Here is an 18,314-nt window from a genome sequence, read left to right as displayed (position 1 = left end):
CCCTCGATGGCCCGGCCCCACACGCGGTGGGGCCGGGCCATCGAGGGAGTGTCAGCCCTCCGTGGTCTCCGCGGCGGCCGTGGCCTTACGGGTGCGGCGGGCCTTCGGCTTCGCCTCGGCCGCGTCGTCCGCGACCTCGGCGGAGGCCGTGGCGGCCGCTGCCGACTTCCGCGTGCGGCGCGGCTTGGCCGTCTCCGGCTCCTGCCCGGCCTGTGCCGGGATATCGGCGGGCTCGGTGACCTTGCGGGTGCGGCGGCGCGGCTTGGCTTCCGTGCCTTCGGCCGTGTCGGCGGCGGCTTCGGCTGCTGCGGCGGTCTTCCGCGTGCGGCGGGGCTTGGTCTCCGTGCCGTCGGCGGTGTCGGCATCCGCAGCCGCGGCGGCCGTCTTCCGCGTACGGCGCGGCTTCGCCTCGGTCGCCTCGGCCGTGTCCACGCTCGCCTCGGCCTTGGCCGTCGCCTTGCGCGTACGCCGCGGCTTGGCTTCGGCGGCCTCGGGCTCCTGAGCCGTCTGGGCCGGGATCCCGGCGGTGACGGCCTCGGCGGGCTCGACGGCTTCGACGGCCTTGCGGGTGCGGCGGCGCGGCTTGGCTTCCGTGCCTTCGGCGGTGTCGGCGGCGGCTTCGGCTGCTGCGGCGGTCTTCCGCGTGCGCCTGGGCTTGGCCTCGGCGGTTTCGGCCGTGTCGACGGCGTCCTCCGCTGCGGCGGCCGCCTTGCGCGTGCGGCGCGGCTTGGTCTCCGTGGCTTCGGCGGCGTCGGCGGCCTCAGTCGTGGCGGCCTTGCGGGTGCGCCTGGGCTTGGCCTCGGCGGTTTCGGCCGTGTCGACGGCGTCCTCCGCTGCGGCGGCCGCCTTGCGCGTGCGGCGCGGCTTGGTCTCCGTGGCCTCGGCCGGAGCGGCAGGGGCCTCCGACTTGGCAGCCGTCTTGCGGGTGCGACGCGGCTTCGTTTCCGTCGGCTCCGGTGCGGACTCGACGGTCCCCTCGGCCGTGTCGACCGCCTGCTCGGCCGCGGAGGAAGCCGTGGTCTTGCGGGTGCGGCGGCGCGGCCTGGCCGCAGGCGCCTCGGGCTGTTCGGTCACCGCGGCGGCCACGACCGACGCGGCATCCGCGCCCGCCTGTGCCGGGGTCTCCGCAGGGGCCGAAGGCGTCACCGCGGCCTCCACCGCCGGCGTCTCCACCGGAGTCTCCGACCTGCGCGTACGGCGCCGGCGCGGCTTCTCCGCCTCCGTGCTGGTGCCCTCCGCCGTCGCCACGGCGTTCTCCGCCGGTGCGGACGCGGGGGACTCGACCGCCGTGACCGGCGCCGACTCGGCTGCCGGGGTGCCGCCGCGGGTGCGGCGACGGCGACGCGGGGTGCGCGGAGCCGTGACGGCCTCCGCCTCGGCGGAGCCGCCCGTGGCCGTGGTGCCCGAAGCGGCGGTGCCGGCGGACTCCGGTGCGCCGTCCAGCGGCGTCCCGCCGCGTGTACGGCGGCGGCGTCGCGGCGTACGGGCCGACCGCTCACGGTCGGACGACGGGGACTCGTCCCGGCCGCCGCGGCTTCGGCCACCGCGCCCGCGCGGCCCCCGGCCGCCCGTCTCGCCCAGGTCCTCCAGTTCCTCCGCCTCCAGCCCGGCGCGCTTGCGCTCCGAGCGCGGCAGGACGCCCTTGGTGCCCTCGGGGATGCCGAGGTCGGCGTAGAGGTGCGGGGACGTGGAGTACGTCTCCGGCGGGTCGTTGAAGCCCAGGTCCAGCGCCTTGTTGATCAGCTGCCAGCGCGGGATGTCGTCCCAGTCGACGAGCGTGATCGCGATGCCCTTGGCGCCCGCGCGACCCGTACGGCCGATGCGGTGCAGGTACGTCTTCTCGTCTTCCGGCGACTGGTAGTTGATGACGTGGGTGACGCCCTCGACGTCGATACCGCGGGCGGCGACGTCGGTGCAGACGAGGACGTCCACCTTGCCGTTGCGGAAGGCCCGCAGGGCCTGCTCGCGGGCGCCCTGGCCGAGGTCGCCGTGGACCGCGCCGGACGCGAAGCCGCGCTGCTGGAGCTGGTCGGCGAGGTCCGCCGCCGTGCGCTTCGTACGGCAGAAGACCATGACCAGTCCCCGGCCGTCGGCCTGCAGGATGCGCGCGACCATCTCCGGCTTGTCCATGTTGTGCGCGCGGTAGATGTACTGCTTGGTGTTCGCGACCGTCTTGCCCGCGTCGTCCGGCGACGTGGCGCTGATGTGCGTGGGCTGCGACATGTAGCGGCGGGCCAGTCCGATGACCGCGCCCGGCATGGTCGCCGAGAACAGCATCGTCTGGCGCCGGACCGGCAGCATGTTGATGATCTTCTCGACGTCGGGCAGGAAGCCCAGGTCGAGCATCTCGTCGGCCTCGTCGAGGACCAGGCACCTGACGTGCTTCAGGTTCAGCTTCTTCTGCCCGGCGAGGTCGAGCAGCCGGCCCGGGGTGCCGACGACCACGTCGACGCCCTTCTTCAGGGCCTCGACCTGGGGCTCGTAGGCCCGGCCGCCGTAGATCGCGAGGACGCGCACGTTGCGCACCTTGCCCGCGGTCAGCAGGTCGTTGGTGACCTGCGTGCACAGCTCGCGCGTGGGGACGACGACGAGCGCCTGCGGGGCGTCGGTGAGGTCTTCGGGCTTGGCGCGTCCGGCCTCTACGTCGGCGGGGACGGTGACGCGCTCGAGGAGCGGGAGGCCGAAGCCCAGCGTCTTGCCGGTGCCGGTCTTGGCCTGGCCGATGACGTCCGCGCCCGAAAGGGCCACGGGAAGCGTCATCTCCTGGATGGGGAAGGCGGTGGTGATGCCGACGGCCTCCAGGGCCTCGGCGGTCTCGGGGAGGATTCCGAGCTCTCGGAACGTCGTAGTCAGGGTGCTGCCTCTTCTGTGTGGGCGGCGCGAGGCGAGCGCGGGGGTCTTGTCGGACCGTGCCGGGGACGTCGGCTGCCTACGGGCGGGCCGTAGAGCACGGGACCGCGCCGACGCTCTAGCGCTCATGCCGCTGAGGGTGTCCCTCCGGCATCCGTACGCACTGTGCCGTATGGACGGGAGGGTCTGTCGGGTCGGAGCCGATCGGGCCACCGACCGGGCATCCTCATACGTGCGGCCTGTCGAGGTACGTCGACGTACCAGCAGGCGCATTACCACCATACCCCGGAATCCCGCACACGCGACGGCCGATTTGGTCACGTAGTCGTCGTCACACTGATTGACCAGGGCCTTACGCCTCCCGGCGGGCGGGCTATTGTGCGCTTCATGACGAGCTCTGACAAGCCTGAGAACGCCTCGGACACCACCGCCACCCCGGCCGAACACACCGGAGTCGCCGCCCGGGACTGGGCGACGGCCTCCGCCGACCCGCAGTACCGCGCCGCGGTCGTGGACCTGCTCGGTGCGCTCGCGTACGGGGAGCTGGCGGCGTTCGAGCGGCTCGCGGAGGACGCCAAGCTGGCGCCGACGCTGGAGGACAAGGCGGAGCTGGCGAAGATGGCGTCGGCCGAGTTCCACCACTTCGAGAGGTTGCGCGACCGGCTCGCCGAGATCGGGGAGGAGCCGACGCGGGCGATGGAGCCGTTCGTCGCGGCCTACGACGGGTTCCACAAGCAGACGGCCCCCTCGGACTGGCTGGAGGGCCTCGTCAAGGCCTACGTCGGCGACTCCATCGCCAGTGACTTCTACCGGGAGGTCGCGGCCCGGCTGGACTCCGACTCCCGCGGTCTGGTGCTGGCCGTGCTCGACGACACGGGGCACGGCGGCTTCGCCGTGGAGAAGGTGCGCGCCGCGATCGACGCGGACCCGCGGGTGGGCGGACGGCTCGCGCTGTGGGCGCGGCGGCTGATGGGCGAGGCCCTGTCGCAGTCCCAGCGGGTGGTCGCCGACCGGGACGCGCTGTCGACCATGCTGGTGGGCGGCGTCGCGGACGGCTTCGACCTCGCCGAGGTCGGCAAGATGTTCTCCCGCATCACCGAGGCCCACACCAAGCGGATGGCTGCGCTGGGGTTGGCGGCGTAGCGCTCCGCGCAGGGGGCCCGGCCGCGTGGCGCTCCGCGCAGGGGCCGGGTCGTGGGGCGTTCTGCGCTGGGTGTTCCGGTCGTGTGGCGTTCCGCGCAGAGTGGTTGCGGCCGGGGAGCGTTCGGCGTAGGGGTCGGTCTGGTGGCGCTTCGCGCAGGGGGCCGGTCGTGTGGGGCTGGGCGCAGGGGCCCCGTCGTGTGGCGTTCCGCGCCGGGTGGTTCCGGTCGTGTGGCGCTCTGCGCAGGGTGGTTGCGGCCGGGGAGCGTTCGGCGCAGGGGCCCCGTCGTGGGGCGCGCAGGGCCCCGTCGTGGGGCGTTGCGCGCAGGGCGTGCCGGCCGTGGAGTGCTCCGTGACAGCGTGGTTGCGGCTGCGGGCCGGGGGGCGGCCGGGCGCGAGTCCCGCGCCTCCGACCGCTTCGGTTACGCCGTCGCCGATCGTCGGCGTAGGCGGCCCGCCGGGCGCAGCAGCAGCGACAGTGAGGCCACTGAGACGATCACCGCGCCGAGCAGCACCACCAGCATGTGCCCGGTGTCCAGCGCGCTGTGCATGACGAAGGCCCCGAAGAGGGCGCCCGCGACGCCGGTTGACAGGACCAGGGGGCGAGCCGGGAGCCGGTGCGCCAGGCGATGCGTGGCCGCCCATGACAGAGCCAGGCCGAGAATCGCGGAACTCAGCGCTTCCAGGAGCATGTCGAGGTCCCTCCCACATGGCCGGCTGCCCAAATCGGTCGTAGCCCGTCTTACCCCTGACCTGCGGAATCCAACCCACTTCTGTGGGTGAACCGTGCTCCAACCGTGGAGGAACCCGTGTGCCGCACGGGAGAGGGAACGGGAACGGGGCGGGTCGGCCGACAGCCGCCCCGCCCCGTTCCACACATGCGCCTACAGAGCGCCGAAGCCCACCTTGCGCGGGGCCGGCTCGCCGATCTCGATGTACGCGAGACGGTCGGCCGGGACCAGGACCTTGCGGCCGTGCTCGTCCACGAGGGTCAGCAGCGGCGACTTCCCGGCCAGCGCCTCGGACACCGCCCGCTCGACCTCCTCGGCACTCTGACCGCTCTCCAGAACGATCTCGCGGGGCGCGTGCTGCACGCCGATCTTGACCTCCACGGCTATGTCCCTCCGACGGTCAGTGATGTGCGCGACCTTCCGCGCCGTACGCAGCACACATTAGCCCGGTGAGGGGACCGGCATGCTCCGCCCGAGAACGCCACGAGCGAACAGCGGGCGGGAACAAAGCCGCCGTCAGTGGTGCTGCTGGTCCGTTCCGTGCAGCGGGAAGCCCGCGATGCCGCGCCACGCCAGCGAGGCGAGCAGCTGTACGGCCTCGTCGCGCGGCACACTGCGATCGCTGTGCAGCCAGGACCGGGCCACCACCTGGGCGAGGCCGCCCAGACCCGAGGCGAGCAGCATCGACTCCGCGCGCGACAGGCCCGTGTCCTCGGCGATGACGTCGCGGATCGCCTCCGCGCACTCGGTGGTGACCTTGTCGACGCGCTCGCGCACCGCCGGCTCGTTCGTCAGGTCCGACTCGAAGACCAGGCGGAAGGCGCCGCCGTCGTCCTCGACGTACGCGAAGTAGGCGTCCATCGTCGCCCGCACGCGCTGCTTGTTGTCGGTCGTCGACGCCAGCGCGTTCCGCACGGCCTGGATGAGCGACTCGCAGTGCTGGTCCAGCAGCGCGAGATACAGGTCGAGCTTGCCCGGGAAGTGCTGGTAGAGCACCGGCTTGCTGACGCCGGCGCGCTCGGCGATGTCGTCCATCGCGGCCGCGTGATAGCCCTGGGCCACGAAGACCTCCTGGGCGGCGCCCAGAAGCTGGTTCCGTCGGGCACGGCGTGGCAGGCGTGTGCCCCGCGGGCGTACCGCCTCTGTCTGCTCGATGGCTGTCACGCCGCCTCCCAAAGTCGTCCATGTGCGGATCTGGCCGCGTCGCCATCGTACTTTTCAGTAACCGTGGTGTGCGCGGTGAGAGCGCAGAATTTCACGGACCGGACGGTTATGAAAGCGGTTGAGTACGTTTCAAACAGGGGCAGAGCGGGCAAAATGCGGCTCCTTTCCTGCTCGGTGCTGTTCCTCGTCGCCACCCGGCGGCATGCGTCACCGGTAGTCGTCCTCGTCGAGAGAGACGATCCGGGCCTGCTCCACCAGGTCGGCCTCATTGGCACGGTCCGGGTCGACACCGGTCAGCGGGTCGTCGCGGTTCGGCGCGACGTCCGTGTGCTGCTCGGCCGCGTCGACCTCGGGGGCCTCGACGTCGTACTCCGGCGTCTCCGGCACCTCCTCGGCCTCGAACGTCTCCGGGTCGGTGGGGTCTACGGCCATGCTGGGCTCCCTTCCTACGAACGTCCCTGGGAATGCAGGGGCCACACGCGGGTGCCCTTCCTACGAGCCTAGGAGACACCCGATCCGGACGCTATGCGATCCGCGTCCGGGACGTGACGCAGTGCGCATCCCGTTGACTGCTTCTGCCCTGCCCTTTCTTTCCCAGGCGCCTCCCCGTTCCCGGGCGTCTTTCCTTCCCCGCGCCTTCCCCGCGACCGCCTCATGTGCCCGTCTCACATGGCCGATTCTTGTGACGCCGAACACATGAGCCACTACGTGATCGTCTCGTAACATTGCCGCATGTCTTCGACCGAGCTGCCGTTCGTGCCGCCCGCCAATGTGCTGCCGAAAGTGGCGGCCGTCAGGGTCGCCGAGGGCGAGCGGCTCAGCTCGGTCGAATTGCCCGGGATCACGCTGTCGGTGCGGTCGAGGCGCCCCGCGCGCCAGGGGCTGGCTCCCGCGCTGTACGTGCACGGACTCGGGGGTTCCTCGCAGAACTGGTCGGCGCTGATGCCGCTGCTGGACGACGTCGTCGACAGCGAGGCCCTCGACCTGCCGGGCTTCGGCGACTCCCCGCCGCCGGACGACGGCGACTACTCGGTCATGGGGCACGCGCGCGCGGTCATCCGCTACCTCGACGCCACGGGGCGCGGTCCCGTGCACCTGTTCGGGAACTCGCTCGGTGGCGCCATCACCACCCGTGTCGCCGCGGTACGGCCCGATCTGGTCCGTACGCTCACGCTCGTGTCGCCCGCTCTGCCCGAAATCCGAGTACAGCGCACCGCCGTGCCCACGGCGCTGCTGGCGGTGCCCGGTGTCGCCCCGCTCTTCACCCGGCTGACCCGGGAGTGGACGGTGGAGCAGCGCGTCCGCGGCGTGCTGGCGCTGTGTTACGGGGATCCGGGACGGGTGACGCCGGAAGGATTCAGCAACGCGGTGCACGAGATGGAGCGGCGGCTGCGGCTGCCATACTTCTGGGACGCCATGACGCGTTCCGCGCGCGGGATCGTCAACGCGTACACGCTGGGCGGCCAGCAGGGACTGTGGCGCCAGGCCGAACGCGTTCTCGCGCCGACCCTCCTCGTCTACGGTGGCCGTGACCAACTCGTGGGCTTCCGGATGGCGCAGAAGGCCGCCCGGGCGTATCGCGACTCGCGGCTGGTGACGTTGCCGGACGCGGGGCACGTGGCCATGATGGAGTACCCGGAGACGGTGGCCATGGCGTTTCGTGAACTCCTCGAAGACGCCGGGGAGTCGGGTGAACGGCGAGCGAAGCGGGCTCGCGAGGACCAGGCCGTCGACGAAACGGGCACCGACGAGAGCATGGGGGGCTGAGGCGCGACGTGGGACGCCACAGCCGCCGTGGGCCGGTCGCCAAGGGCGACACCGCGGATACAACCGAAGTACAGGACGGCCGGGCCGGGTCGGGACAGGGGCCGGGCCAGGCGGCGGACACGAACCGGGGAGGCCGGACGGCTCCGCCCCGGGCCGCGTCGCAGGGCGGCTGGCCGCCGCCGGGTGCGGCACCGCGCCGGACACCGGGGCCTCGGCCCGCGACGGTGGACGAGGTGTCCGCGCACGGGACGCTTTCGCAGGGAACCCTTTCTCAAGGAACGTCTGCGCAAGGGGCGCCTGCGCCCGGGATGCCGCGGCTTCCGGACGGCTGGCTGCCGGACGGCACGCCCGTGCACGGCGCTCCGCGCCTGCCCGACGGCACGCCCGCGCGCGGGCTGCCCCGGTTTCCTGACGGCACGCCGGCGCGGGGCGTTCCGAGGCTGCCCGAGGGGGCACCGGCGCAGGGCGGCGGCCCACGGCTTCCCGACGGCACGCGGGCGCATGGCGTCCCGCGCCCTCGGCACGGGACGCCGTCGCACGGCATGCCGAGGCTTCCCGACGGGACGCCGGCACGCGGAGTGCCCCGGGTTCCCGACGGCACTCCCGCGGACGGCTTCCCCCAAGCCCGGGGAGGGCATCCCGAGCAGCGGGAAGCCGGGGGTGGCTGGGGTGAGTTGAGGGGCAGTGGTGGTACTCCCATACCGCGGCAGCGACGGGCCCCCGGGCCCGGGCCGCGGCAGGAGTATCTCAACGCCTTCGACGAGGAGGACGACGTCTTCGCACCCCGTACGCCCGCCTCCGCACACGCGGCGGACGCCTACGCCTCCGGCTCGGACTGGAAGGCCGGCGCCCCGGCCGGCATCCGCTCCGACGACGACGATGACGACGACATGACGCCCACCGGCACGCCCGCCCCGGTCAAGGGCGCCAAGGGCCGTACCTTCACCGGCATCGCGGCCGCCGCCGTCACCACCGTGCTGGCCGTGATCGTCGCCGGTCAGGTCACCGACGAGCCCGGCGGCTCCGGCGGGCAGTCGCAGTCCGCCACCGACCAGGCCCGCGACCTCCGGGACTCCCCGTCGCGCGCTGACGGGCGGGCGGCCGTACCGGCCCCCGGCGCGAAGTCGCTGACGTACGACGAGAAGATGGGCAGGACGTACCCGCTCGGCGCCAAGCTCAAGGGCTCGGGGAAGTTCGACGCCGTGCCCGGCATCGCCGGGGCACCGGGTACGGGGCAGAAGTTCACCTATCGCGTGGACGTGGAGCAGGGGCTCGGGCTCGACGGCGCACTGTTCGCCGAGGCCGTGCAGAAGACGCTCAACGACCCGCGCAGCTGGGCCCACAACGGCGCGCGTACCTTCGAGCGGATCTATTCCGGCAAGCCCGACTTCGTGATCACGCTCGCCAGCCCCGGCACGACCGCCGACTGGTGCGCCAGGTCCGGTCTGGACACCACCGTGGACAACGTCTCCTGCGACTCGGCCGCCACCGAGCGCGTGATGATCAACGCCTATCGGTGGGCGCAGGGCTCGGAGACGTACGGCGACAAGATCCACGCCTACCGGCAGATGCTGATCAACCACGAGGTCGGCCACCGCCTCGGCTACGGCCACGTCACCTGCGACAAGGACGGCGGTCTCGCCCCGGTCATGCAGCAGCAGACCAAGTTCCTCGACCACGACGGCATCCACTGCCGCGCCAACCCGTGGCCGTACCCCGGGAGTTGACAGGCACCCCAGGCGATGTGGCGCGGCTCGCGTTGACATGCTCGGAAAGTTCGTTCATATTTCTGGGCATGTCGTCCCGCCAGGCCTCCGTTCGCGCCGCCATCGAGCTGGCGCTCATCGGTGTGACCCCGCTCTGCGTGGCCGACATCCACTGTTGCTGACGCCCGCCCCAGGCGCGCGTCGCGAATTCTCCCCTTCTCCCTGACAACGTCACGTTCTCAGTGACACTGTCACGGTTTCTTCGACGACCCGGCGCCGGGCAGACGTGTGTCCAGCTTCGTCTCACCCTTCGTCACTTCGTCTCGCGATCCGAGACGTCATCCGAGAGGTCGTCATTCCGATGCGCCAACCGTCCGTCACAGCGCGCCGCGTGGCCGCGGCATCCGTCAGCCTGGTCCTGGCCGCGGGTGCCGTCGCCTGCGGCCCGGAGGACAACGATGCCAAGGGCGCCGGCGGCGACTCCACGCCCCACAAGGGCGGCACCCTCACCGTCCTGAACGCCGGTCCCCAGCAGGACTTCGACCCGGCGCGCCTGTACACCTCCGGCGGCGGCAACGTCCCGTCCCTGGTGTTCCGTACGCTCACCACCCGCAACCGCGAGAACGGCGCCGCCGGCACCGAGGTCGTCCCCGACCTCGCCACCGACACCGGGCGCCCCAGCAAGGGCGCGACGGTGTGGACGTACACCCTGAAGAAGGGGCTCACGTACGAGGACGGCACGCCGATCACCTCGGCCGACATCAAGTACGGCATCGAGCGCTCGTTCGCCCCCGAGCTCTCCGGCGGCGCCCCCTACCTGCGGGACTGGCTGGTCGGGGCCGCCGGCTACCAGGGCCCGTACAAGGACAAGAAGGGCCTCGACGCGATCGAGACGCCGGACGAGCGGACCATCGTCTTCCACCTGAACAAGCCCGAGGGCGAGTTCCCGTACCTCGCCACGCAGACGCAGTTCACGCCCGTCCCGAAGAGCAAGGACACGGGCACGAAGTACGAGGAGCACCCGGTCTCGTCCGGGCCCTACCGGGTGGTGCGGAACGAGAACGACGGTGAGCGGCTGATCCTGGAGCGCAACACCCACTGGTCCGCCTCGACCGACGCCGAACGCAAGGCCTACCCGGACAAGATCGACGTACGGTCCGGGCTCGACTCGTCCGTGATCAACCAGCGGCTGTCCGCGTCCCAGGGAGCGGACGCCGCCGCCGTCACCACGGACACCAACCTGGGCCCTGCCGAGCTGGCGAAGGTCAGCGGCGACAAGGACCTCGCCTCCCGCGTCGGCACCGGACACTTCGGCTACACGAACTACCTCGCGTTCAACCCGGACATCAAGCCGTTCAACGACGTCAAGGTGCGGCAGGCGATCTCGTACGCCATCGACCGGTCGTCCGTGGTCAACGCCGCGGGCGGGTCCGCGCTGGCCGAGCCCGCCACCACCTTCCTGCCGGACCAGAAGTCCTTCGGGTACACGCCGTACGACCTCTTCCCGGCGGGCAAGAGCGGCGACCCGGCCAAGGCCAGGCAGCTGCTGAAGGAGGCCGGCCACCCGAACGGGCTCACCGTCACGCTGACGCACTCCAACGCCAAGGACTTCGAGACCAGCCCGGAGATCGCGACCGCCGTCCAGGACGCGCTGAAGAAGGCCGGCATCACGGTCAAGCTCCAGGGCCTGGAGGAGAACGACTACTCCGACAAGATCCACGACGTGAAGACCGAGCCGGGCTTCTTCCTCGCCCACTGGGGCGCCGACTGGCCCTCCGGCGGTCCGTTCCTCGCCCCGATCTTCGACGGCCGCCAGATCGTCAAGGACGGTGCGAACTTCAACACGGGTCTGCTGAACGACAAGTCGGTCAATGCCGAGATTGACGCGATCAACAAGTTGACGGATCTTGACCAGGCCGCCAAGAGGTGGGGGGCACTGGACAAGAAGATCGGCGAGAAGGCCCTGACCGTCCCGCTGTTCCACCCCGTCTACAAGCGCCTGTACGGCGAGGACGTCAAGAACATCGTGATCAGCGACTGGACCGGGGTGCTGGACATCTCGCAGGTCGCGGTGAAGTGACGTCGTGAGCGAGGCACTTCTCGCCGCCGAGGCGGCCGTGACGGACACCTCCGTCCCGGCCGCCTCGGGGGTCCGTCAGTTCTGGCGGCGGCTGCGCACGCAGCGAGCCGCCCTCGTCGCGGCCGGAGTCGTCGCGCTGCTCGTCCTGGTCGCGCTCGCCGCGCCGCTGCTCACCGCCGTCGAGGGCCAGGACTCGACCACCTACCACCCCTCCCTGGTGGACTCCGCGCGCGGAGGCGTGCCCATCGGGTCCCTCGGGGGAGCGAACGCCGACCACTGGTTCGGCGTCGAACCGCAGACCGGCCGGGACCTGTTCGCGCGGCTCGTGTACGGCGCACGCGTGTCCCTGGGCGTCGCCCTGGCCGCGACCGTCGTGCAGGTCACCATCGGGGTCACCCTGGGCGTCGCCGCCGCCCTCGGGAAGCGCTGGGTTGATCAACTGTTGAGCCGGTTCACGGACATCATCGTCGCCATGCCGCTCATGATCATGTCGCTGGCGTTGCTCGCGATCGTGCCGTCGAGCTTTCCGCGGCCCGTGCTCGTCGCGCTCGTCGTCGGCCTGATCGGCTGGGGAAACATCGCCCGGATCGTGCGCGCGCAGACGCTCACCCTGAAGGAACTCGACCACGTCCTGGCCGCCCGGCTCAGCGGCTGGGGCACCTGGAGCATCGCCCGCCGCGAACTGCTGCCCGGGATCGCCGCGCCCGTCATCACGTACGCCGCGCTGCTCGTGCCGACGAACATCACCGTCGAGGCCGCGCTGTCCTTCCTGGGCGTCGGGGTGAAGCCGCCGACGCCCTCCTGGGGGCAGATGCTCACCGCCGCCGACGTCTGGTACCAGGCCGCCCCGCAATACCTGTTGCTGCCCGCGGGCGCGCTGTTCGTCACGGTGCTGGCGCTCACCGTCCTCGGCGACGGTGTCCGCACCGCGCTCGACCCGCGCGCGGCCTCACGGCTGCGGATCGGGACGGGGCGGAAGAGGGAGTCGAAGACCACCGAAGGAGGCGCGGCATGAGCGGATTCCCCGGATTCGTGCTGCGCCGGGCCGTCGGCGCCGTGGTCACGCTGCTCGCCATCTCGGTGATCGTCTACGTCGTCTTCTACGTGACGCCCGGCAACGTCGCCCAGATCACCTGCGGACCGCGCTGCTCGCCGGAACAGGTGGACCAGGTCGCCCGGCAACTGAACCTGGACGACCCGTTGTTCCTGCGTTACTGGCACTTCCTCCAGGGCCTCGTCGCCGGCCAGGACTACTCGACGGGTACGTCCGTGCAGCACTGCTCCGCGCCCTGCTTCGGCCTGTCGTACCAGAGCGACCAGCAGGTCACGCAGCTGATCTGGACGAAGCTGCCGGTCAGTCTGTCCCTGGTCTCGGGCGCGATGGTGCTCTGGCTGCTCCTCGGCGTCGGGACCGGTGTGCTCTCCGCCTGGCGGCGCGGCCGGTTCTCCGAGCGCGTGCTGACCGGCGTCACCCTCGCCGGCACGGCCACCCCGGTCTTCGTGATCGGGCTGGTGCTGATGATCGTCGTCTGCGGGGAACTGCGGCTGCTGCCCTTCCCGCAGTACGTCGCCCTCACCGACGACCCCGAGCAGTGGGCGTGGAACCTGCTGCTCCCCTGGCTGTCGCTGGCCCTCATCGAGGCCGCCGCGTTCGCCCGGCTGACCCGGGCCTCGATGCTGGAGACGCTGGCCGAGGACCACATCCGCACCTTCCGCGCGTACGGCGTCGGTGAACGGTCCATCGTCGGGCGGCACGCGCTGCGCGGGGCGTTCGCGCCGGTCATCGCGCTCAACGCCAACAACGTCGGCTCGGCGATCGGCGGGGCGGTGCTCACCGAGACGCTGTTCGGCCTGCCCGGCATCGGACAGGAACTCGTCCATGCCGTCAATGTGGTCGACCTGCCGGTCGTGGTCGGCATGGTCCTGGTCATCGGATTCTTCGTGGTCCTCGCCAACGCCGTCGCGGACGTGCTGTACGCGGTGGCCGACCGACGGGTGGTGCTGACATGAGCCTGGTCGAAGTGACCGGCCTCTCCGTGGACTTCGGCGAGCTGCGGGCCGTCGACGGCCTCTCCTTCCGGCTGGAAGAGGGCGCGGCCCTGGCCCTCGTCGGCGAGTCCGGCTCCGGCAAGTCGACCGTGGCGTCCGCCCTGCTCGGCCTGCACCACGGCACGGGAGCGCGGGTCGGAGGCTCGGTCCGGGTGGCCGGCACCGACGTACAGCGGGCCTCCGACGAGGAACTGCGGCGGCTGCGCGGCGGGCAGGCCGCGATGGTGTTCCAGGATCCGCTGTCCTCCCTCGATCCGTACTACGCGATCGGGGACCAGATCGCCGAGGTGTACCGCGTCCACGCGCGTGCGTCGCGGCGGGCGGCACGCGCGCGTGCGGTGGAGGTCCTCGACCGGGTGGGCATCGCGGACGCGGCCCGGCGGTCGCGTTCCCGGCCGCACGAGTTCAGCGGCGGCATGCGCCAGCGCGCCCTGATCGCCATGGCACTGGCCTGCGAACCCCGTCTGCTGATCGCCGACGAGCCGACGACCGCCCTCGACGTCACCGTCCAGGCCCAGGTCCTCGACCTGCTGCACACGCTGCGCGAGGAGACGAGCATGGGCCTGCTGCTCGTCACGCACGACGTGGGGGTCGCCGCCGAGAGCGTCGACGAGGTGCTGGTCATGCGGCACGGGCGGGCGGTCGAGCACGGCCCGGTGTCCCGCGTGCTGGGCGCGCCGGTCCAGCCGTACACCCGGGAGCTGCTGGCCGCGGTCCCGCGGCTGGACGCGCCGGCGGCCGGCTCGACGGCCCCGCAGGAGGCCGTTTTGGAGGAGGCCGTTTTGGAGGAGGCCGCCCCGAAGGGGGCCGTCCTGGAGGCGACCGGCCTCAGGCGCGAGTTCGGGCGGGGGAAGCGGGCGTTCACGGCCGTGCGGGACGTGTCGCTGACCCTGCACCGCGGCGAGACCCTCGGCATCGTCGGCGAGAGCGGCAGCGGCAAGACCACCCTGGGACGGATGCTCGTCGGGCTGCTGGAACCGACGGCGGGGGAGGTCCGGTACGACGGCCGCCCGCACACCGGCGTGAACCCGGCCGTGCAGATGGTCTTCCAGGACCCCGTCTCCTCCCTCAACCCCCGCCGCAGCGTGGGCGAGTCCATCGCCGACCCGCTGCGCGCGCGGGGTGAGCGGGACGAGGGGCGCATCCAGGCGCGCGTGGCGGAACTGCTGGAGCGCGTGGGGCTCGAAGGCGCCCACTACGACCGCTATCCGCACGAGTTCAGCGGCGGTCAGCGTCAGCGCGTCGGGATCGCCCGGGCGCTCGCGGCCGACCCGCGCGTCATCGTCTGCGACGAGCCGGTGTCGGCCCTCGACGTCACCACCCAGGCGCACGTGGTCGCCCTGCTGGGCGAGCTGCAACGCGAACTCGGCCTCGCACTGGTCTTCGTCGCGCACGACCTGGCCGTCGTACGGCAGGTCAGCGACCGGGTCGCGGTGATGCGGCAGGGCAGGATCGTCGAGGAAGGGCCCGTCGACGAGGTGTACGGGACGCCGCAGGACCCGTACACCAGGCAGCTGCTGGCCGCCGTACCGGCGCTCGACCCGGAGGCCGCCGCGCTACGCCGGGCCGAGCGACGGGAGTTGGCCGCAGCATGACGATCCGTGTCCGGTTGATCTCCTAGCGCGACGGAACGCGATCCGCACGGGAAAGTTACGACCGTTCACCCCTTTTGGTGGCGCGACGGACAACCGTCCGTCGCGCCACCGCCTTGTCCGCATACGTTCGTCCCGCTGCGAGCCGCCGGACAACGGCGGCTCCTGATACGGGAGATCGGGGGTGCACTCGTGCGCATCGGACTGCTTACGGAGGGTGGCTATCCGTACGTGAGCGGTGACGCCAGGCTCTGGTGCGACCGGCTGGTGCGCGGGCTCGGACAGCACGAGTTCGACGTCTACGCGCTCAGCCGCAGCCAGCACCAGGAGGACGAGGGCTGGATCCCGCTGCCGCCGAACGTCCGCGGGGTACGCACCGCACCGATGTGGACGGCCGAGGACGACGAGGTGGTCCTGGGCCGCCGCGCGCGCCGGCGGTTCACCGAGTGCTTCGGCGAACTGGCGGCCGTGCTGAGCGGGGCGTCCGGGGGCGCGCCCCCTGTCGCCAGGGGGGCCGCGGGGGGTGCGTCGGTCGCTGCCAAGGGGTTTGCCGAGGGCGCTTCGGCCCCTGAGGCGGACCGTTTCGCCAACGCTCTGTACGGGCTCGCCGAACTCGCGCGCGAGACCGGCGGCCTGGTGGGAGCCCTCCGCTCCGAGGCCGCCGTACGCACCCTGGAGCGCGCCTGTCGTGCGCCGGGCGCCCACCGCACGGTGCGCGAGGCCCGCGTACCGGATCTGCTCGCCGTGGCCGCACACCTGGAACGCGCCCTGCGCCCCCTCTCCCTCGACTGGTACGAGGACGACGGACTGGGCGCGGTCGACCTCTGCCACGCCGCGTCCGGCGGCCCGGCCGCCCTGCCGGGCCTGCTCGCCCGCCACTTCACCGGCGTCCCCCTGCTGGTCACCGAGTACGGCGTGCGCCTGCGCACCCATTACCTCAGCGCCCCGGATGCCCCGCCCGCCGTACGGTCCCTGCTGGCGGCCTTCCACGGCCGGCTCGCGGCCGAGGCCTACGCCCGGGCCGAGGTCGTCACGGCCGGCAACACGCACGCCCGCCGCTGGCAGGAGCGCTGCGGCGCCGACCGCGAGAAGCTCCGCACGGTCTACCCCGGCATGGACGCCCGGCCCTTCGCCGAGGTCGGCGAATCCCCCGAGTGCGCCGACCCGGACACCCTCGTCTGGGTCGGACGCGTCGAGCCCGCCAAGGACCTGGTCTCACTGCTGCACGCCTTCGCGGAGATCCGCAAGCGCCAGCCGAAGACCCGCCTGCGCATCGTCGGAGCGCCCGCCGGTGCCGAGGGCACGGCCTACCTCGGCCACTGCCGGACGCTGGCCGCCCAGCTCTTTCCCGACGAAGCCGACGGCCCGCACGCCACCGGCGACAACCCGGTCTCCTTCGAGGAGATCGGCGGGCCCGAACTGCCGGCGCTCGCCGACGCCTACGCCTCGGGCGCCGTGACCGTCCTCTCCAGCGTCGTCGAAGGCTTCCCGATCAGCCTCGTCGAGGCCATGCTCTGCGGACGCGTGACCGTGTCGACCGACGTGGGGGCGGTCGTGGAGGTCATCGGCGGCACCGGGATCGTCGTACCGCCGCGCAACCCGCGGGCGCTCGCCGAGGCGTGCGTGGCGCTGCTGCGCGACCCGGCGCGCCGTGCACGCCTGGGTGCCGCCGCCCGCGCCCGTGCCCTCGAACTGTTCACGGTCGAGCAGAACATCGAGGCATTTCACGGCATTTACCTGGAGATCGTCTCGCGCGCCCCGATCCGCCGTGTGGTCCTCGACGAAGCGGGAGCGCCGCTGCCCTTCGCGGTACCCGCCGAGGACCACGTCCCGATCCGCTGGGCCGCCCCGTCACCCAGCCTCGTCGTCCGCGGCGGCCCCGGCTGGGCGGCCAGACCCGTACGCGCCACCACTCCCGTCCCCGCCACCGCCCCGGAGGGAGCACGATGAGCGGCTTGGGCGAACTGGACCGCCCGGAGACCCCGGCCGGCCCGGGAGCACCCGGGGCACGTGGGGGCGTCGGCCCGGAGCAGGCGACGAGCCCCGCGACCACGTCCGCATCCGACCCGGAGGCCGCCGCCGACCGCAAGCCCGCCGCCCCGCGTCGCGGTGCCGCCGACCCCGTGAAGGCGCTGATGCACCGCCACCGGGAGCTGTGCGAACGCGCGGTGGACCCCCTGGAGATCGCGGCGGGCCTGGAGGCGCACGGCATCACCGACCGGACCGCCACCCGCTTCCGCCACCGGGACGTCTTCTCCCTCGCGGAGGAGATGTACGCGCGGGCCTCCCGGGACGGGGACGCACCCCCGTCCGCCGCGCCCGCCGCTCCACGGGCACGCGCCGACTGGGCCCTGCTGACACTCCTGCCGGGCACGCTGTGCGCCGCCGCCGTGGCCGCCGTGCACCTCACCCACGGCCAGTCGCGCCTGTTCGCCGCGGCAGCCGGCACCCTCGCCGTGGCCCTGGCCCTCCGCGCGGCCCTGCGCCGAGGCCCGCTGAGCAGACCCGACCGCACAGCCCCCGGCAGAGCCACGACCTGGACCACCTGGCTCGTCGCCTACGCCCTCCTGGGCAACGGGCTGCTCGACGGCGCCGTCGCCGGAGGACCCGACAGCCTGCCCACCGGCGCGGCCGACGGCCCCTGGCCCCTCACCGCCACCCCCGTCCTGGCCCTCGCCCTGGCCTGCGCGCCCGCCGCCTGGACCGCCCACCTCTTCACCGCGCGTGCCCGCCGCAAGCTCGCGGCCAGCCGCGACCTGGAGGACTTCGCCGCCGCCGTACGACCGCTCCTGCTCGGCATCTTCGCCCTCTTCCTGGGCGTCCTGACGGTCCTGCTCACCGTCTGCGCCGCAGCCCTCGACGAGCCCGCTCCTTACGCCGAGACCCTCACCCTGGGCGCACTCCTCTTCCTGGCCCGCCTCCTCACCGCCCACGGGTTCGCCTACGCCCCGGCCGTGGTCCTCACCGCCACGGCCACGCTCCAAGCGGCCGCCCTCGCCGTGGTCTTCACCTCCCGCCTTCCCGGTTGCGGCTTGCTGGCAGTCCCCGTCGAAACCCTCGTCACCACCTGGGGCGCCGGCACCGTCCCCACCCTGGCCTGCGGCGTGGCGGCCCTGGCCCTCCTGGTCCACGCGACCCGCAAGCTGACCAGGGCCTCGGCCCACGCACCGCCGGAACCCTCCCGGTGACCGCCGCTGCCACGGGCCCCGCCGGCACCGGCAGCACCCGCAGATCC

15 protein-coding genes are annotated in these 18,314 nt (G+C 72.6%); 10 read left to right on the top strand and 5 right to left on the bottom strand.

Annotated features, from left to right (window positions below; all coding sequences use genetic code 11):
* Window positions 1–51: 51 nt before the first annotated feature.
* A complete protein-coding gene (locus CCL05_RS12590; RefSeq protein ID WP_086560597.1) occupies window positions 52–2,760 on the bottom strand; it encodes a DEAD/DEAH box helicase in 2,709 nt (902 codons plus the stop codon).
* A gap of 477 nt (window positions 2,761–3,237) precedes the next feature.
* On the opposite strand from CCL05_RS12590, the gene CCL05_RS12580 reads away from it, so the two are divergent.
* On the top strand, window positions 3,238–3,993 hold the full coding sequence (locus CCL05_RS12580) for a ferritin-like fold-containing protein (protein WP_208641468.1): 756 nt from the start codon (window positions 3,238–3,240) through the stop codon (window positions 3,991–3,993).
* A gap of 419 nt (window positions 3,994–4,412) precedes the next feature.
* On the opposite strand, the gene CCL05_RS12575 is transcribed toward CCL05_RS12580, so the two are convergent.
* The 4 genes from CCL05_RS12575 to CCL05_RS12555 form a co-directional block, all read right to left on the bottom strand.
* Window positions 4,413–4,682: a hypothetical protein gene (locus CCL05_RS12575; RefSeq protein ID WP_086560595.1), complete on the bottom strand. Its 270-nt coding sequence runs from the start codon at window positions 4,680–4,682 to the stop codon at window positions 4,413–4,415.
* Between the two features lie 192 nt (window positions 4,683–4,874).
* A complete protein-coding gene (locus CCL05_RS12570; protein ID WP_010047710.1) occupies window positions 4,875–5,102 on the bottom strand; it encodes a DUF3107 domain-containing protein in 228 nt (75 codons plus the stop codon).
* A 135-nt stretch (window positions 5,103–5,237) separates the two neighbouring features.
* Window positions 5,238–5,885 (bottom strand): TetR/AcrR family transcriptional regulator, encoded by a 648-nt coding sequence (locus CCL05_RS12565; RefSeq protein ID WP_086560594.1) that lies wholly within the window; start codon window positions 5,883–5,885, stop codon window positions 5,238–5,240.
* 207 nt (window positions 5,886–6,092) lie between these two features.
* Window positions 6,093–6,317, bottom strand: coding sequence for a hypothetical protein (locus tag CCL05_RS12555; RefSeq protein WP_086560592.1), 225 nt, complete (start codon window positions 6,315–6,317; stop codon window positions 6,093–6,095).
* Window positions 6,318–6,617: 300 nt separating this feature from the next.
* Here CCL05_RS12555 and CCL05_RS12550 point away from each other — a divergent pair, with 300 nt between their 5' ends.
* The 9 genes from CCL05_RS12550 to CCL05_RS12515 all read left to right on the top strand — a co-directional run bounded on the left by CCL05_RS12550 (window position 6,618) and on the right by CCL05_RS12515 (window position 18,267).
* Window positions 6,618–7,652: an alpha/beta fold hydrolase gene (locus tag CCL05_RS12550; protein ID WP_086560591.1), complete on the top strand. Its 1,035-nt coding sequence runs from the start codon at window positions 6,618–6,620 to the stop codon at window positions 7,650–7,652.
* A gap of 542 nt (window positions 7,653–8,194) precedes the next feature.
* The gene (locus tag CCL05_RS12545) at window positions 8,195–9,379 is read left to right on the top strand and encodes a DUF3152 domain-containing protein (RefSeq protein ID WP_425275910.1); all 1,185 of its coding nucleotides are present in this window, start codon (window positions 8,195–8,197) and stop codon (window positions 9,377–9,379) included.
* Window positions 9,380–9,447: 68 nt separating this feature from the next.
* Window positions 9,448–9,540, top strand: a complete 93-nt coding sequence (locus CCL05_RS47250) for an Ms4533A family Cys-rich leader peptide (protein ID WP_341868251.1) — start codon at window positions 9,448–9,450, stop codon at window positions 9,538–9,540.
* 179 nt (window positions 9,541–9,719) lie between these two features.
* On the top strand, window positions 9,720–11,438 hold the full coding sequence (locus CCL05_RS12540; RefSeq protein ID WP_086560589.1) for an ABC transporter substrate-binding protein: 1,719 nt from the start codon (window positions 9,720–9,722) through the stop codon (window positions 11,436–11,438).
* Window positions 11,439–11,442: 4 nt separating this feature from the next.
* Window positions 11,443–12,453 (top strand): ABC transporter permease, encoded by a 1,011-nt coding sequence (locus CCL05_RS12535; protein WP_086560588.1) that lies wholly within the window; start codon window positions 11,443–11,445, stop codon window positions 12,451–12,453.
* A complete protein-coding gene (locus CCL05_RS12530) occupies window positions 12,450–13,448 on the top strand; it encodes an ABC transporter permease (RefSeq protein ID WP_086560587.1) in 999 nt (332 codons plus the stop codon). Before CCL05_RS12535 ends, CCL05_RS12530 begins: the two co-directional genes overlap by 4 nt.
* Window positions 13,445–15,082: a dipeptide ABC transporter ATP-binding protein gene (locus CCL05_RS12525; protein ID WP_086560586.1), complete on the top strand. Its 1,638-nt coding sequence runs from the start codon at window positions 13,445–13,447 to the stop codon at window positions 15,080–15,082. Before CCL05_RS12530 ends, CCL05_RS12525 begins: the two co-directional genes overlap by 4 nt.
* Before the next feature lie 189 nt (window positions 15,083–15,271).
* Window positions 15,272–17,029, top strand: coding sequence for a DUF3492 domain-containing protein (locus tag CCL05_RS12520; RefSeq protein WP_086560585.1), 1,758 nt, complete (start codon window positions 15,272–15,274; stop codon window positions 17,027–17,029).
* Window positions 17,026–18,267, top strand: coding sequence for a hypothetical protein (locus tag CCL05_RS12515; RefSeq protein ID WP_086560584.1), 1,242 nt, complete (start codon window positions 17,026–17,028; stop codon window positions 18,265–18,267). Before CCL05_RS12520 ends, CCL05_RS12515 begins: the two co-directional genes overlap by 4 nt.
* The last annotated feature ends 47 nt before the right edge of the window (window positions 18,268–18,314 follow it).

The organism is Streptomyces africanus (assembly GCF_002150735.1).
Taxonomy (GTDB): Bacteria; Actinomycetota; Actinomycetes; order Streptomycetales; family Streptomycetaceae; genus Streptomyces; species Streptomyces africanus.
The sequence above is the reverse complement of the archived record's forward strand: the minus strand, read 5'-3'. Positions and strand labels throughout refer to the sequence as shown.

Coding starts and splice junctions, on each gene's coding strand:
- CCL05_RS12525 (WP_086560586.1), top strand. CDS start 13,445: ATGAGCCTGGTCGAAGTGACCGGCCTCTCCGTGGACTTCGGCGAGCTG.
- CCL05_RS12590 (WP_086560597.1), bottom strand. CDS start 2,760: ATGACGCTTCCCGTGGCCCTTTCGGGCGCGGACGTCATCGGCCAGGCC.
- CCL05_RS47250 (WP_341868251.1), top strand. CDS start 9,448: ATGTCGTCCCGCCAGGCCTCCGTTCGCGCCGCCATCGAGCTGGCGCTC.
- CCL05_RS12530 (WP_086560587.1), top strand. CDS start 12,450: ATGAGCGGATTCCCCGGATTCGTGCTGCGCCGGGCCGTCGGCGCCGTG.
- CCL05_RS12575 (WP_086560595.1), bottom strand. CDS start 4,682: ATGCTCCTGGAAGCGCTGAGTTCCGCGATTCTCGGCCTGGCTCTGTCA.
- CCL05_RS12550 (WP_086560591.1), top strand. CDS start 6,618: ATGTCTTCGACCGAGCTGCCGTTCGTGCCGCCCGCCAATGTGCTGCCG.
- CCL05_RS12580 (WP_208641468.1), top strand. CDS start 3,238: ATGACGAGCTCTGACAAGCCTGAGAACGCCTCGGACACCACCGCCACC.
- CCL05_RS12515 (WP_086560584.1), top strand. CDS start 17,026: ATGAGCGGCTTGGGCGAACTGGACCGCCCGGAGACCCCGGCCGGCCCG.
- CCL05_RS12545 (WP_425275910.1), top strand. CDS start 8,195: ATGCCGAGGCTTCCCGACGGGACGCCGGCACGCGGAGTGCCCCGGGTT.
- CCL05_RS12540 (WP_086560589.1), top strand. CDS start 9,720: ATGCGCCAACCGTCCGTCACAGCGCGCCGCGTGGCCGCGGCATCCGTC.
- CCL05_RS12555 (WP_086560592.1), bottom strand. CDS start 6,317: ATGGCCGTAGACCCCACCGACCCGGAGACGTTCGAGGCCGAGGAGGTG.